Here is a 14,966-nt window from a genome sequence, read left to right as displayed (position 1 = left end):
GAAATTGATATTAAAAGGTCAATTACTCCAGAATTACCCAAATGGGTTGATGAAAGAACAAGAGGATATAAATATCATGAATGACATGTGTTTAAGTGTGGTGGGAAATTAGAAAAGAAAGAGACGAGAATAGAAAAATGGGTAAATGATAAGCTTATTGTATTGAGCATGTGCCAGTATTTGAATGCGTAGAATGTGACGAAAGGTATTTTGATGCAGATACATCACTAAAGCTTGATGAGTACTTTTATGAGAAAAACCTGTAAAAACAATTGAAGTTCCAGTTTTTTTGAATATAAAGAAAGCTAAACATTAAGGATTTTTTTATAGAAATGTTGAATTATTTAATCAAAAATGATATTATATATAGTATCAAAATGTATAAGATAATTTCGCTTTGGAAATGCTTATATATGGAGGATTTCAATGAGTCAAATAGAAAAACTCTTTGAAAAGATGGAGAAGAATCCTAAGAATGTCAGGTATGAACAACTTGATAAAATTTTAAGACATTTTGGTTTTGGTGTGCGAGAACCAAAAAGTGGTTCTAGTCATGTAACATATTTCCATCCAAAATTAGCGGATATATTGACAGTGCCTAAAAATAAACCTTTTGTCAAAGAGATCTATGTTAAAAAAGCCTTAAAGATGATTCAGGATATTAGATATTATGATTAAATTGGTGTTGATTGGAGAGGTGTTGGAATAATGGCAAACGAATTAAATTATAAAGTTGAACTTGTTAAACTTTCTGAAAAAGATGGTGGTGGCTATTTAGCCTATGTACCTAAATTGCCAGGCTGTATGAGTGATGGTGAGACTCCAGAAGAAGCTTTAAAAAATGTTCAAGACGCTATAAAATGCTGGGTAGAAACTGCAAAAGAATTAAACAGAGCGATTCCTGAATTTGATGAATATAAAGATGAAAATGATTATAGTGGGAAAATTCTTTTAAGAATGCCAAAAACTATGCATAAAATACTTTCTGAAATGGCCGAAAAAGAAGAAATAAGTTTAAATAATCTAATTCAGAATTTACTTTCGTTTGCTATTGGATATAAAAAAGGAGAAAGAAACGTGAATATAAATTATAATGTAGTAGTTACAAGTAAAATAAACAAAAAATCTAAAGATAAATGGCATGAGAGAAAAAATTCAAATATTGATATAATAGAAAAATTAGCAATGAGGTGAAATTATGTCTAAGAAAAAAAAAGAAAGTATTATTGAAAAAATTGAAAACAATGAGATTATACTTAATAAAGTTGCTGGTGAAATAGTATCTAATACTATTCTTGAAAATGATGATGACATTAAACCTGTAGAAGAATTTGAATATGAAATATTGCATGTTGATGATAATTATGCTGAAATAAAATTAATAAGTCAAATAGGATTTGAACCAAAGACAATATTTAATATTGAAATTGAATTAATAGGAAAATTTAATTTCAAACAAACTATAACAATAAAAAAAATTGAAGAAAATATAATAGATATTTTGAATTTTATGGCGGATAAAATGAGTTTTATCGTTAGCTTTATTACTAATGAAATGTTAAAACAACCATATGTTTTACCGCCAATTGTTAAATTAAAAAATAATAAAAACTAAAAAATCAAAAAAGCAGGTTTGATTCCTGTTTTTTTAATGCTTGTTAAGCTTCTGATCATTTTGAGGATTTTTTTACTAAAATTTGTTGCAATTGTTTTGTCCTCAGTGGTATAATATCTGTAGTTTCTCTTTGAAAGGAAAGATTGTGATGATTAAGGGTGTTCTTAAATAAGCCATTAGACTGAAAATGGCAAAAGTATGGCATTTTGTTTTGTAGCCGTAAATTTATGGTAATTTATTGGCTTTGTTTGCTATACTTTAAATTGTTTAAGAACACAGTCAAAACACGATCTTTGCTTTTATGCACGATAATTGTACCTATGATTATTGTGTATCGAAGTTTGCTTAAAAAGACTGTATAAGACTATGTTCTTGTACAGTCTTTATTTCTTAAGGGGGGATTTTTTTGAGGAGAGTTTTAAAATACGTCTTAAGGTACAAATTATACGTGATAGTGCCGTCTATTGCCATGGTATTGGCAATCGCACTTGATATGTTTAATCCATACCTACAGGAGGTAATTACTGATAAGGTCTTTTTAGGCGGTGACAAGAGCCTTCTTTGGCCAATTTTGTGGGCTTTTATTGCCATCACAGCAGTGAGGACCGTATTAGGATACTTAAGAGAGTATATATTTGATGTGCTGTCAGCAAAGATAAGCGTAGACATAAAGAAGGACCTTTTTGACCACATTCAAAGCCTTCCTTTTAGCTTTTTTGATAATATGAATACAGGTGAGCTTATGTCCAGGATAGGTGAAGATGTTGACAATGTGTGGAGGAGCATATCATTTGGCATAAGGCTTTTTATCGAAAACATGATATATTTTATCACTGCATCAACAATACTCTTTTTTATAAACTGGAAGCTTACTTTAGTAAGTCTTTTGGGAATGCCTATCATTGGATATCTTGCGCTTCAGTTTGAAAAGAAGATTGGCATATCTTATGGGAAACTAAGCGACCAAGGTGTGCTTATGAATACGGCGGCACAGGAGAATATAGCTGGCGTAAGGCTTGTGAAGGCTTTTGCGAGAGAAAAGTACGAGATCATGAAATTTTTAAACTTAAATAATGAAAATTTTGAGCTTAGCATGGAGCAAAACAGGATAGTGGCTAAGTATTTTCCGCCTATAGATTTTTTGACGAATTTTTCTATCGTCATATTAGTGGTCTTTGGTGGCATGTTGGTAATCAGAAGCTCTCTATCTATTGGAGAATTGGTGGCTTTTAGCGGATATATATACATGCTTATATGGCCTATGAGAATGCTGGGATTTTTGACAAATCTGATTGCACAGTCAGATGCGTCAGCTAAAAAGATAATGAGGATCATGGACATAGTTCCATCTATAAAAGACAGTGAAGATTCTGTAAGGATAAAAGAATTAAAAGGTGATGTGGAGTTTAAGCATGTGTTTTTTAAGTACAATGATGATATGGTTTTAAAAGATATAAATTTCAAGGTTTCAGCAGGTCAAACTGTTGCCATAATGGGCACTACCGGCTCTGGAAAGTCATCTTTGGTAAATCTCATCGGGAGGTATTACGATGTCTCTGATGGGGCTGTGTACGTTGACGGCTATGACGTAAGAAATATAAATCTTCACGATTTGAGAAGCCAGATGGCGGTGGTGCAGCAAGATACATTCTTATTTTCTGAAAGCATTGAAGAAAATGTGAGATTTGGAAAAGAAGATGCTTCGTTTGAAGAAGTAAAGGAAGCATTAAGATTGGCCTGTGCAGATGATTTTGTTGAGGATTTTGACGACAAGTACGATACGATAGTAGGTGAAAGGGGCATAGGATTATCAGGTGGTCAAAAGCAAAGGATAGCTATTGCCAGAGCCCTTATAAGGGATGCCAAGATATTGATACTTGATGATGCCACATCTGCTCTTGACATGGATACGGAATTTAGGCTTTTAAAAAATTTAAGTGAAAGGCGAAAAAATGCTACGACATTTATTATTGCTCACAGAATATCGGCTGTTAAAAACGCAGACATGATACTTTACATGGAAGACGGACGAATCGTTGAGAAAGGAACGCATGATGAGCTTTTAGGAAAAAGAGGCAGGTACTATGAGATTTACTTAGAGCAGTTTAAAGATTTTAGCGATGAAGAGTACGGTATACCGGATGCTTGCAGCTAAAATATTTGTAAAAAGAGGGAGGCGGGAAAATGGCTAAAAATACGGTGAAGCAAGACGAAGACTTAAGGCGAATGTCAAATTTCGTCATATTGAAAAGGCTTTTTAGTTACCTTGGAAAATATAAATTTAAGGTATTTGTGGTGATAATGTTTTTGATATTTGAGATGGCTGTAAGCTTGATAAATCCAGTTCTTATGAAGACGGCTATTGACAAAAACATACGAAATGGCGATATAAATGGTCTATTCATAATCGGTATTTTGATGGTGGTATTAAATTTTCTATCAATGATGGCGTCAAGAACCAGGATAGTGAAGATGGCATCTGTCACAAATGACATACTTTTAAATATAAGGCACGAACTATATAGCCACATACAAAAGCTTTCGTTTTCATTTTTTGACTCCAGGCCAGTAGGCAAAATTTTGGCAAGGGTCATAGGAGATGTTAATTCACTGCAGGATTTATTTAACAACAGCGTTACAAACTTTATACCACAGATTCTTACAGTAATATGTGTTGGTGCCATGATGTTTTATTTAAACAGCAAATTGGCTTTGGCTTCTATGATATTGTTGCCGATGCTTGTGATTGGTCTTTTTTCGGTAGAGACTTTATCGAGAAGAAGATGGCAGGAATTTAGAAGAAAGAGATCTACATTTAATGCGTACACACATGAAGATTTTTCAGGGATAAAAGTCGTGCAGGAGTTTGCAAATGAAGACAAGACTTCTTCAGTGTTCTTTAAGCTTGTCAAGGATATGATGGACAGTTTTATTAAAGCTGTAAGATTGAATGACCTTTTTTGGCCTATGGTTGATGCGTCTTATGGGATTGGGGCTGTCATACTTTATTATTTTAGCGCAAAGTTTATGGGATACGGCATTACAATCGGGACAATAATAGCATTTACCATGTATATAGGCATGTTCTGGAGGCCTATACTTGATATAAGCAATTTTTACAATAGCTTAGTCATGTCGTTTGCATCTGCAGAGAGAATATTTGAGATAATGGACATTGAGCCAGATATTGTAGACATGAAAAATGCCATTAAGATGCCTAAGATCAAGGGAAATGTTGAGTTTAAAAATGTCACGTTTGGCTATGAAAATGGCAGTGTTGTCTTAGATGATGTAAGCTTTAAAGTGAACGCTGGTGAGACCATAGCACTTGTTGGACCTACTGGCGCAGGAAAGACTACGATTGTAAATCTCATAAGCCGTTTTTACGATCCGTCTAAAGGAGCTGTCTTGATAGATGGTAAAGACATAAAGCATGTGGAGCTGGAGTCGCTGAGAAGTCAGATGGGCATAATGTTGCAGGATACGTTTTTGTTTTCGGCTACAATAAAGGAAAATATAAGGTACGGAAAGCTGGATGCTACAGACGAGGAAATCATAGCTGCAGCAAAAGCCGTAAATGCCCATGAATTCATAATGAAGATGGAAAAAGGCTATGATACAGAGGTAAACGAGAGAGGATCAAGGCTTTCTGTAGGACAAAGACAACTTATATCATTTGCAAGAGCGCTTCTGGCAAATCCGAGAATATTGATTTTGGATGAAGCTACATCTAACATAGACACTCAGACGGAAAGGCTTGTGCAAAAAGGTATAAAGAGGCTCCTTTCAGGAAGGACGTCTTTTGTCATAGCCCATAGGCTTTCTACCATAAGGGATGCCGATAGGATAATGGTGGTAGATGGAGGGAGAATCGTAGAAGTAGGGACTCATGATGAGCTTATGAATCGTAGAGGCCTTTATTACGACCTCTACATGTCACAGTACAAATTTTTAAGTGAAGGAGCTTAAAATATATAGGCGGAGGGTGAATATTTCATCTTCCGCTATTTTTATCTATCACATAAATTTCACAAAATTTTCACATCAAAACTATAAAGTCCAGTTGTAGTATTGTTTACATAGAATAAGTGAAAATGATGGGGATGATAGGATGTCGAAGTTGTTGACAAAAGAAGAGGAAAAAAATTTATTTGAAAGGACAAGAAATTATATTCAAATATAGGCAAATCATGATATAATCAACATATGAGAAATATGTTGAGGTGATTTTTTTGCCTAAGAAGTATTTTATAATCATCATTACGCTTTTCATCATATCAGTGTTAATAATCACAGCAGTAGGCGGGTATTTTTATGTAGAAAAGTACAAAAAATCATCACAGGAGACTAAAGCTAAAGTTATAGAGGAAAATTCAAATTTGCCTAACCCTATAAAGCTTAACCTTCCTAAAGACGAAAGCCAGTACGATGTCATAGTAGTAGGAGCAGAGCCAGAAGGCGTTGCTGCTGCAAGGTCTGCTGCAAAAAACAACGCCAAAGTATTAATAATTGACAAGCATGATGGCCCTGGCGGCCTCATGACGTACGGCATGTTAAATACCATAGACATGAGTGTATCTCCCGACGGCACATTGCTTACACAAGGCACATTTAAAGAGTTTTTTAAAGGCATAGGCTCCAAAAACTCCTTCGATGTGAAAAAGGCAAAAGAAGTATTCTCAAAGCTTTTGAGCCTTCCAAACATCACCCAGTCGTACAACACCGTATTTGAAAAGCCTATAATGGATGGAAACAAGATAATAGGCATAACAGCATTAAAGGACGGAAAAGAAGTAAACTACTACGGGAAAAGGATAATCGACGCAACACAGGATGCTTCAGTTGCAGCATCTGCAGGTGTGCCTTACACAATCGGAGCAGAAGACATGGGTGTAAAAGGCAAAGTACAAGCATCGACACTTGTATTTAGACTGAAAGGCATAGACTGGAACAACCTGATAAAAATAATAAAATACGAGAAAAAGATACCAGCAACGTATATAAACGACACATCTGCAAACGGGTTTCTATCCATCACAAAAAACTACAAGCCTTCAACGCCTATGCTTAGGCTAAGAGGACTTAATCTCGGCAGGCAAGACGATGGCACAGTATTAGTAAATGCCCTTTTGATATACGGCGTAGACGGACTTAACCAATCATCAATAGAAAAAGGAATGGAACTGGCAAAGAAAGAGCTTCCAAGGATAGTACAATTTTTTAGAGAAAACATCCCTGGCTTTGCGAAAGCAGAACTTGACGGCACAGCAGACGAACTGTACGTAAGAGAAACGAGGCATATAAAAGGATACTACACACTTGACATAAACGATGTTGTATTCAATAGAGACTTTTACGACAGGATAGCCATAGGCTCATATCCAGTAGATGTACAAGCAACATCACCAGAAGACACAGGGTATGTGTACGGGAAGCCTGTAGAGTATGCAGTGCCATTTAGGTGCATAGTGCCTGAGAAGGTAGAGAACCTACTTGTAGTGGGACGGTCAGCATCCTACAGCCACTTAGCAGCAGGCTCTGCCAGAACGATACCGATAGGCATGGCAGAAGGAGATGCAGCAGGCGTAGCGTCAGCCTACTCCATAGCCAAAGACAAATCATTTGAAGACATTGCAAAAAGTGAAGAAGATATAAAGAACATACAGTCTATATTAGTAAGCCAAGGAGCGTACCTTAAGCCATTTAAAGTAGAAGAAGCTGTAGAAAAAAGTTGGGCCTTTGACGGGCTAAAATTTGTCCTCCATTGGGGGCTTATAGTGCCTGGCTACACAAATGATTTTAAGCTTAATGAAGGCATAAAAAGCATATCATTTTACTATATGGCATCAAACATGATTAAAAGGTCAATACCAGATAAATCACAGCTTATAGATGATGATTATGAATATCTGCAAAAATACATTGTTGACAAGCCTCTTACGAAAGAAGAAGCTGCGGATATACTTTTGATGTATGCTGGATACAGAAATGAAGCTAATGGCAATAGTGGAGATCTTTTTAAACTGGCTTATGAGAAAGGGCTTGTATCTAAAGAAGCGTATATGGACGTTTTGAAAACTGGATACATTAAATGGCAGGATGCCTATGACATGACACTGACATTGTATAAATATTTGAACAAATAAGTCAAAAAAATACCTGGAGACAGGTATTTTTTTTGTAATACGGTGGCGAAAAAAGTCTATTAATGGCATATTGAAAATCAAGAAGTGCTGGTTATCCATAATAAGTTAATAAATTGTAATGTGTCTGTAACTTATCTGTAATAAAAATAGGCTATCATGTAAATATGTTTATAAATAATAGAATTTTTGTCGAAAGGGGGTAGAGAATTGAGAAAAGCCATCGGGATTCTATCCATTTTGCTTTTTATTTTGGTACTTCACGCTACTTCGTACGCATTAAGTGGAAATATCGTTGTAGACGGCAAAGTCGTAAATTACAATGTGCCCGACGTCAGCATAACTGTAGATGGGAACCCATTTAATACATACGGCAATCCACCACTTATATTGGACGGGAACACCATAGTGCCATTAAGGTCGATTGCACAAGGATTAGGTGCCAGTGTAAACTGGGATGGGACAACTCAGACGATAACTATAGTAAAGGGAAAAGTCTTTAAATTTTTTATAGGCAAAAATTACGCTACTGTCGACGGAAACCAAGTACAGCTTCCAGCGCCAGCAAGACTTATAAATTACAATACATCGTATGTTCCTATGAGATTTTTGTTTGAAAGCTTAGGATATGACGTGAAATGGATAGGCGATAAGTATTTAATACAGGTCACATCAAAAACACCAGGTCCACAAACATCAAACAATGTAAATATCACAAGCTTTAGCTCAACTTATGCAAATGGCGTTTACACAGTGACTTTGAAGGCAGACGGCCCATTGGTGTATCAAAAAGGGATTCTGACTGATAGCTCTGGCGTAAGAGTGTACTTCGACTTTGACAATGCTATAAATGCAGTTGCTAATAAGCAGATCTCTATAAATCAAGGTGGACTTAACATGGCTTATATTGGACAGAACCAACTTCAGCCTGCCATAACAAGGTTTGTTGTAAGTATGTCTTCAAGCCTTCCATATACGATAACACAGTCACAAGACAAAAAGGAATTCGACATTTCATTTAATATTGGCAGTCCCAGCCAGACTTCCAATAACGGTCCATTAATATACATAGATCCAGGACATGGAGGCTCTGACCCAGGGGCAATAGGAGTTGGCGGCATACATGAAGCAGATATAGCATTGGCAATCGGGCTTAAACTAAAGACACTTCTTGACAACGGTGGATTTCGCACAATGATGTCTCGCACCACAGATACGTATGTAGGACTTTATGATAGACCTGATCAGGCAAATAGTGCAGGTGCAGATGCGTTTGTAAGCATTCACTGCGATGCTTTTGATTCACCATCTGCAAATGGGACAACAGTTCTTTACTATCCAAATGGATACAATGGCGACACGAGGGATGACAAGACGTTTGCGCAAATAATACACGACAACTTAATGCAGGAAATAAATACGACGGATAGAGGTTTATCAGAGAGGCCTAATTTGGTGGTATTAAACCAGACTAAGATGGTTGCTGTCTTAGTGGAGACGGGATTCGTTACGAGCCCTACGGATGCTCAACTTCTAACAGATGACAATTTCCAGTGGAAAGTAGCACAAGGCATATACAATGGCATAGTACAGTATTTCAACGAATTAAAGAGTGGCACTATCAAATCTACTATTTCATAATATATAAGAACCATCGTTAAAAAGGGCGGAAAAACATCCGCTCTTTTTTAAAAATTTTTTTTAGATTAAAGGAATATTAAAATTTTTGTAGAATATATATATTTGTGTGTGCGTTGGTAGAAAAACGTTTGAATTTGTTGAAAAATTAATTTATGAGTAAGTAAGCAGTAGGGAGGTTCTTGTAGTTGGGGAGGATTTTGATTGTCGATGATAACAAAGGTGTCTGTTCTCTCTTAAAAGAGCTTTTTACGATGGAGGGACACCTTGCAAAAACATGCAGTGAAATTGAAAGAGTCCACGAAAAATTGGAGAATTTTAAGCCTGACGTTAGCATTTTCGATATACATATTGGGAAGTGTGACGTTTTAGAGTTTACAAAAAGTTTAAAAATGCGACACCCAGACATGGAAATCATTTTCATGTCTGCTGATGATCCCGATGAATGTTTTAAAGGGGAGAGGTTTATAAAAAAGCCTTTCGACATTTTCAAAGTCAAGGAATACGTAAATAAAATTTTGCTGGAAAGAGTAGCAGTGTAAAGGTACCGCATAGGTACCTTTTTCTTGATTTATACACGTTAATTGGTTAAAATATATTAAGGAGGTGTTATGATGTTAGTAACAGGTATAGAATTATTAAAAAAAGCCAATGAAGAAGGCTATGCAGTAGGTGCTTTTAATACGAGCAATCTTGAGATAACACAAGCCATTGTTGAGGCTGCAGAAGAAATGAGATCTCCTGCCATAATTCAGGTTAGTGAAGGCGGTTTAAAATATGCTGGCATAGAGACAATTTCTGCAATCGTAAGGACATTGGCAACTAAAGCATCAGTTCCCATCGCATTACACTTAGATCACGGTACAGATTTCAACAATGTCATGAAATGTCTTAGAAATGGTTGGACTTCCGTCATGATGGACGCATCAAAGTTACCCCTCGAGAAAAACATTGAAGTGACGAAAAACGTTGTAACTATTGCACACGGCATGGGTGTATCTGTAGAAGCAGAGATAGGCAAAATCGGCGGTACAGAAGACAATGTTACTGTTGACGAAAGAGAAGCATCTATGACAGATCCTGATGAAGCTTACAAGTTTGCAAAAGAGACAGGTGTTGACTACTTGGCAATATCCATCGGTACTGCACACGGTCCATACAAAGGTGAACCTAAACTTGACTTTGACAGGCTTGTAAAGATTAAAGAGATGCTTAAGATGCCTATAGTTCTCCATGGCGCATCGGGAGTTCCAGAAGCTGATATAAGGAAGGCAGTAAGCTTAGGTGTAAATAAGATAAATATCGACACAGACATAAGACAAGCTTTTGCTGCAAGGCTTAGAGAGCTATTGAAAAACGATGAAGAAGTGTACGATCCAAGGAAGATTTTAGGTCCATGCAAAGAAGCTATGAAAGAAGTAATAAAAAACAAGATGAGGATGTTTGGCTCAGAAGGAAGAGCTTAAGTTTTAGATTCATAAGGGACGGTTTCCGCCCCTATGGGATAAATTTGTTTTAAAGGAGTGTGCAATATGAAGTTTTTTATTGATACTGCCAATGTTGATGAGATAAGGGAAGCAAATGAGCTTGGCGTAATATGCGGTGTTACCACAAATCCTTCTCTTATAGCTAAAGAAGGCAGAGACTTCATAGAAGTAGTAAAAGAGATAACCACAATTGTAGACGGCCCTATCAGCGCAGAAGTCGTTTCAGAAGATCACGACGGCATGGTGAAAGAAGCATTAGAGCTGGCTAAGATTCACAAAAATATCGTCATAAAGATACCTATGACGGCCGAAGGTCTAAAGGCAGTCAAAATACTCACCGAAAAAGGCGTAAAGACCAATGTCACACTGGTTTTTTCAGCGACACAAGCACTTCTGGCAGCAAGAGCAGGCGCTACATACGTAAGTCCTTTCGTAGGCAGGCTTGACGATATTTCCACAGATGGATTGCAGTTGGTGTCTGACATCGTCCAGATATTTGACATATACGGAATTGAAACAGAAGTTATAGCAGCAAGCATAAGACATCCAATGCACGTATTGGAAGCGGCTAAAGTAGGAGCACATATAGCTACAGTGCCGTACAAAGTGATCATGCAGATGATAAAGCATCCATTGACAGATATAGGCATTGAAAGATTCTTAAAAGATTGGGAGACAGTTCCTAAGAAATGATTTTAAGTCAGGGGATATTTCCTCTGACTTTTTTTATAAAATTATAAGAAAAAAATTACATAAGCTGAATATTTTTATAAAATGTGTCGATAATATTAACAGGATGTTAAAAAATTATTAAAATTATGCTTTGTTACTTGACTTTTTTAAAAGGTATAATAAAATATAAATAGTGTATAACGTTTGAGGGCTCAAGAATACATCATTGCCTATTTGTAAATAATATTATAACCGTGTATTCTAAGACCAGTCTAAAACAATTCTTTTTTATTAAAAATATTATTTAAAAATTTTTTAATAAAATCCCATTTTACAATTTAAATAATTATTTTGTTCAGGAGGTGCCTTTTTTTGGATTTTAATGATTTAGAAGGGAAATCCCTTGCAGAACTTAGGGATATAGCCAAAAGATATGGCGTAAAAAGCATTACGAAGTACAGGAAGCAACAGTTAAAAGAGCTTATCGTAGAGAAGTCAAAGCAGATTAAGCTTGAAGAAAAGACAGATGAAGAAGCAAAAAATGATGTAGAGAATTTGTCTTTAGAAGAAAATCTTGATGAGAAAGCAAGATTAGAAGGACAAGAAGATGAAAAGGATTCTGAAAATGAAAAAGAAGAAAAATCATCTGATACTGAAAAAGTCATAGAAACTGCATCAGAAGTCAATGATGTAAAATCAGAAGAAGCTGGTAAAGATGAAGAGAAAAAGACCATAGGGAAGATAAGCATACCGGTGGAGGAGCTTGAAAAATCAGATGCAGATTACGAAGAGCTTAGAAGAAAGCTTAGGATGCGCCTAAGAAGCAAAGAAAATATCACAGAAAATGTGGAGGAAGCCAAAAAGGATATAGATGAGGCAATAAAGGTTAAGCATGAAGACGAAGCATACGAAGATGAAGAAAATGTCAAGGAAGATGTATCTTTAGATACAGAAAACGAGAAAATTGAAGAAAAAGAAGATGAAAAAGAGAAGGAAAAAGAGCCAAGAAAAAATAACAGCATATTTATAAAAGAAGGGCTTCCACTGATAAGCGATGTATCTGAACCATTGAAAGAGCTTATAGAGACGCAGGGTGATGTGGTTGCAGAAGGCGTCCTTGACATAATGCCTGATGGATATGGATTTTTAAGGGTTGAAAATTTTATACAAGGCAATAAAGATATTTATATATCACAATCGCAGATTAGAAGGTTTGGGCTTAAAGTTGGCGATAAGGTAAAAGGAATTACAAGGATTCCGAGGGAAGGAGAAAAATATTCCGCAATTCTTTATGTGGAGTCTATAAATGGCGAAAGTCCGGATCTTGCCAAGAAAAGAATTCCATTCGATGAGCTTACACCTATTTTTCCAGATGAAAAACTGAGGCTTGAAACGATTCCAACAGAGCTTGCTATGAGGCTTGTGGACATAATAGCTCCTATTGGAAAAGGCCAAAGAGGAATGATCGTGGCTCCGCCGAAAGCTGGCAAGACTACTCTTTTAAAGAAGATAGCCAATAGCATTTCCATAAATCATCCTGAAGTTCACCTTATTGTGCTTCTCATCGATGAAAGACCTGAAGAAGTCACAGACATGAAAAGGTCTATAAAAGGCGAAGTTGTCTATTCCACTTTTGATGAACTTCCAGAGCATCACACAAAAGTGGCAGAGATGGTATTGGAATATGCGAAAAGGCTGGTAGAATATGGCAAGGATGTTGTAATTCTCATGGACAGCATAACAAGGCTTGCAAGGGCATACAATCTTGTGACGCCGCCATCTGGCAGGACTCTATCTGGTGGTCTTGATCCGTCAGCACTTCACCCACCTAAGAGATTTTTTGGTGCCGCCAGAAATATTGAGGAGGGTGGAAGTTTGACAATCTTAGCTACAGCTTTAATCGAGACGGGAAGCCGCATGGATGATGTCATATTTGAGGAGTTTAAGGGAACAGGCAACATGGAGCTTCACCTTGACAGAAAACTGCAAGAAAGGCGTATATTCCCTGCAATTGATATATACAAATCAGGCACAAGGAAAGAAGAATTACTGCTTTCACAAAAAGAGCTGGAAGCAATGTGGATGATAAGAAAGGCCATGAGCAGCATTGCGCCTAATGAAGTCACTGAGGTGTTGATAGATAGGCTTATGAGGACAAGGACTAATGCAGAGTTTATAGAGGCCATAAGATCCCAACTTTATAAATCTTGATATTATATATTATGTGTGATATAATCATTTAAGTGTAATTTCGGTTTGAAAGAGGTGAAGGCGATGAAAGAAGGAATACATCCAACTTATTATCACGATGCAGTTGTAAGGTGTGCATGTGGAAATACATTTGTGACAGGCTCTACAAAGAAAGAACTTAGAGTTGAAATATGCTCAAAGTGCCATCCACTTTTTACTGGTCAGCAGAAGTTGATTGATACAGGTGGAAGGGTAGAAAGATTTAAGAAAAAATACAATTTGGATGCAAAATAATGAAGTGGTTAGAGTTGTTGCTCTAACCTTTTATTGTATGAAGCATGGGAAATATTAAAATTCTAAATAAATTCGTAATATGAAAAATTTATCAACGCTCACAAATTTCGCTTATCTAATATATCATCGATTCATTCAGCTTGTTTGGCTAACGCCGTCTATGCGTTGTTAGGGTTAGCTTTCGCTCATACGCCAAACTGTGCTACATTCATCGTGATATATTACGAAAGCTCCATTAATCGTTCGCTTATGATAAATTTTTTATGATAATTTTCTATAATAACTGTTTTTTGTCTTAAACTATTTGTCTTAAGAGGTGGATTATGATGTACGGGCCTAAAGACCATGGGTACATAGAAGTTGTAACTGGTCCTATGTTTAGCGGTAAAAGTGAGGAGCTTATAAGAAGGATAAAGAGAGCCAAGATTGCCAAGCAGAAAGTTCAAGTCTTTAAACCAGCTATAGATGACAGGTATTCCATAGACAAAGTCGTATCTCATAACGGTGATAACATGCACGCCATTGCCATAGTAAAGGCATCTGATATATTGAAATACGCCGAAGAAGATACGGATGTATTTGCTATAGATGAAGTTCAGTTTTTTGATTCTGAAATAGTGGACATCGTAAAAGAGATTGCCGATAGCGGGAAAAGGGTTATATGTGCCGGGCTTGACATGGACTTTAGAGGCGAGCCATTTGGTCCAACTCCGGAATTGATGGCCATAGCTGAATTTGTCGACAAGCTTACTGCTATATGCATGAAATGCGGCAATCCTGCCACTCGCACACAAAGGCTTATAAATGGCAAGCCTGCCAATTACGACGATCCCATTATAATGGTTGGTGCAAAGGAGTCTTATGAAGCAAGGTGCAGAAAGTGCCACGAAGTCCCGCGGGCTTAAGCGGATTTTTAAGGAGGTGCAG

Annotated in this window: 14 protein-coding genes; all 14 read left to right on the top strand. The window is 36.6% G+C overall.

Going from position 1 to position 14,966, the window contains the following annotated elements; all coding sequences use genetic code 11:
• The first annotated feature begins 170 nt into the window (after positions 1 to 170).
• The 14 genes from ACZ42G_RS12945 (at position 171) to ACZ42G_RS12880 (ending at position 14,944) form a co-directional block, all read left to right on the top strand.
• Positions 171 to 266, top strand: coding sequence for a hypothetical protein (locus ACZ42G_RS12945; protein ID WP_240495879.1), 96 nt, complete (start codon positions 171 to 173; stop codon positions 264 to 266).
• Positions 267 to 426: 160 nt separating this feature from the next.
• Positions 427 to 678, top strand: a complete 252-nt coding sequence (locus tag ACZ42G_RS12940) for a type II toxin-antitoxin system HicA family toxin (protein WP_085113452.1) — start codon at positions 427 to 429, stop codon at positions 676 to 678.
• A gap of 30 nt (positions 679 to 708) precedes the next feature.
• Positions 709 to 1,194, top strand: coding sequence for a type II toxin-antitoxin system HicB family antitoxin (locus ACZ42G_RS12935; protein WP_464850715.1), 486 nt, complete (start codon positions 709 to 711; stop codon positions 1,192 to 1,194).
• A gap of 4 nt (positions 1,195 to 1,198) precedes the next feature.
• Positions 1,199 to 1,615: a hypothetical protein gene (locus ACZ42G_RS12930; RefSeq protein WP_085113450.1), complete on the top strand. Its 417-nt coding sequence runs from the start codon at positions 1,199 to 1,201 to the stop codon at positions 1,613 to 1,615.
• A 406-nt stretch (positions 1,616 to 2,021) separates the two neighbouring features.
• Positions 2,022 to 3,770 (top strand): ABC transporter ATP-binding protein, encoded by a 1,749-nt coding sequence (locus ACZ42G_RS12925; protein ID WP_274893566.1) that lies wholly within the window; start codon positions 2,022 to 2,024, stop codon positions 3,768 to 3,770.
• Between the two features lie 29 nt (positions 3,771 to 3,799).
• Complete coding sequence (locus tag ACZ42G_RS12920; RefSeq protein ID WP_274893565.1) at positions 3,800 to 5,584, top strand: ABC transporter ATP-binding protein; 1,785 nt, start codon at positions 3,800 to 3,802, stop codon at positions 5,582 to 5,584.
• A gap of 263 nt (positions 5,585 to 5,847) precedes the next feature.
• Entirely contained in the window at positions 5,848 to 7,761 is a 1,914-nt protein-coding gene (locus ACZ42G_RS12915; RefSeq protein WP_274893564.1) for an FAD-dependent oxidoreductase, read from the top strand.
• 207 nt (positions 7,762 to 7,968) lie between these two features.
• Positions 7,969 to 9,399 carry an N-acetylmuramoyl-L-alanine amidase gene (locus ACZ42G_RS12910; RefSeq protein ID WP_274893563.1) on the top strand — a complete coding sequence of 477 codons (1,431 nt, stop codon included), beginning with the start codon at positions 7,969 to 7,971 and terminating at the stop codon, positions 9,397 to 9,399.
• A 185-nt stretch (positions 9,400 to 9,584) separates the two neighbouring features.
• On the top strand, positions 9,585 to 9,938 hold the full coding sequence (locus tag ACZ42G_RS12905; RefSeq protein ID WP_085113120.1) for a response regulator: 354 nt from the start codon (positions 9,585 to 9,587) through the stop codon (positions 9,936 to 9,938).
• A gap of 72 nt (positions 9,939 to 10,010) precedes the next feature.
• On the top strand, positions 10,011 to 10,862 hold the full coding sequence (locus tag ACZ42G_RS12900) for a class II fructose-1,6-bisphosphate aldolase (RefSeq protein ID WP_045413153.1): 852 nt from the start codon (positions 10,011 to 10,013) through the stop codon (positions 10,860 to 10,862).
• 66 nt (positions 10,863 to 10,928) lie between these two features.
• Positions 10,929 to 11,576, top strand: a complete 648-nt coding sequence (gene fsa, locus ACZ42G_RS12895) for a fructose-6-phosphate aldolase (RefSeq protein WP_013788937.1) — start codon at positions 10,929 to 10,931, stop codon at positions 11,574 to 11,576.
• Between the two features lie 351 nt (positions 11,577 to 11,927).
• Positions 11,928 to 13,766, top strand: coding sequence for a transcription termination factor Rho (gene rho, locus ACZ42G_RS12890; protein WP_085113118.1), 1,839 nt, complete (start codon positions 11,928 to 11,930; stop codon positions 13,764 to 13,766).
• A 63-nt stretch (positions 13,767 to 13,829) separates the two neighbouring features.
• Positions 13,830 to 14,039 carry a 50S ribosomal protein L31 gene (gene rpmE, locus ACZ42G_RS12885; RefSeq protein WP_045413159.1) on the top strand — a complete coding sequence of 70 codons (210 nt, stop codon included), beginning with the start codon at positions 13,830 to 13,832 and terminating at the stop codon, positions 14,037 to 14,039.
• Between the two features lie 323 nt (positions 14,040 to 14,362).
• The gene (locus tag ACZ42G_RS12880) at positions 14,363 to 14,944 is read left to right on the top strand and encodes a thymidine kinase (RefSeq protein ID WP_085113117.1); all 582 of its coding nucleotides are present in this window, start codon (positions 14,363 to 14,365) and stop codon (positions 14,942 to 14,944) included.
• Positions 14,945 to 14,966: the final 22 nt, after the last annotated feature.

This window comes from Thermoanaerobacterium calidifontis (genome assembly GCF_055381745.1).
The sequence above is the reverse complement of the archived record's forward strand: the minus strand, read 5'-3'. Positions and strand labels throughout refer to the sequence as shown.

Coding starts and splice junctions, on each gene's coding strand:
- ACZ42G_RS12900 (WP_045413153.1), top strand. CDS start 10,011: ATGTTAGTAACAGGTATAGAATTATTAAAAAAAGCCAATGAAGAAGGC.
- ACZ42G_RS12930 (WP_085113450.1), top strand. CDS start 1,199: ATGTCTAAGAAAAAAAAAGAAAGTATTATTGAAAAAATTGAAAACAAT.
- ACZ42G_RS12920 (WP_274893565.1), top strand. CDS start 3,800: ATGGCTAAAAATACGGTGAAGCAAGACGAAGACTTAAGGCGAATGTCA.
- rpmE (WP_045413159.1), top strand. CDS start 13,830: ATGAAAGAAGGAATACATCCAACTTATTATCACGATGCAGTTGTAAGG.
- ACZ42G_RS12940 (WP_085113452.1), top strand. CDS start 427: ATGAGTCAAATAGAAAAACTCTTTGAAAAGATGGAGAAGAATCCTAAG.
- ACZ42G_RS12935 (WP_464850715.1), top strand. CDS start 709: ATGGCAAACGAATTAAATTATAAAGTTGAACTTGTTAAACTTTCTGAA.
- fsa (WP_013788937.1), top strand. CDS start 10,929: ATGAAGTTTTTTATTGATACTGCCAATGTTGATGAGATAAGGGAAGCA.
- ACZ42G_RS12880 (WP_085113117.1), top strand. CDS start 14,363: ATGATGTACGGGCCTAAAGACCATGGGTACATAGAAGTTGTAACTGGT.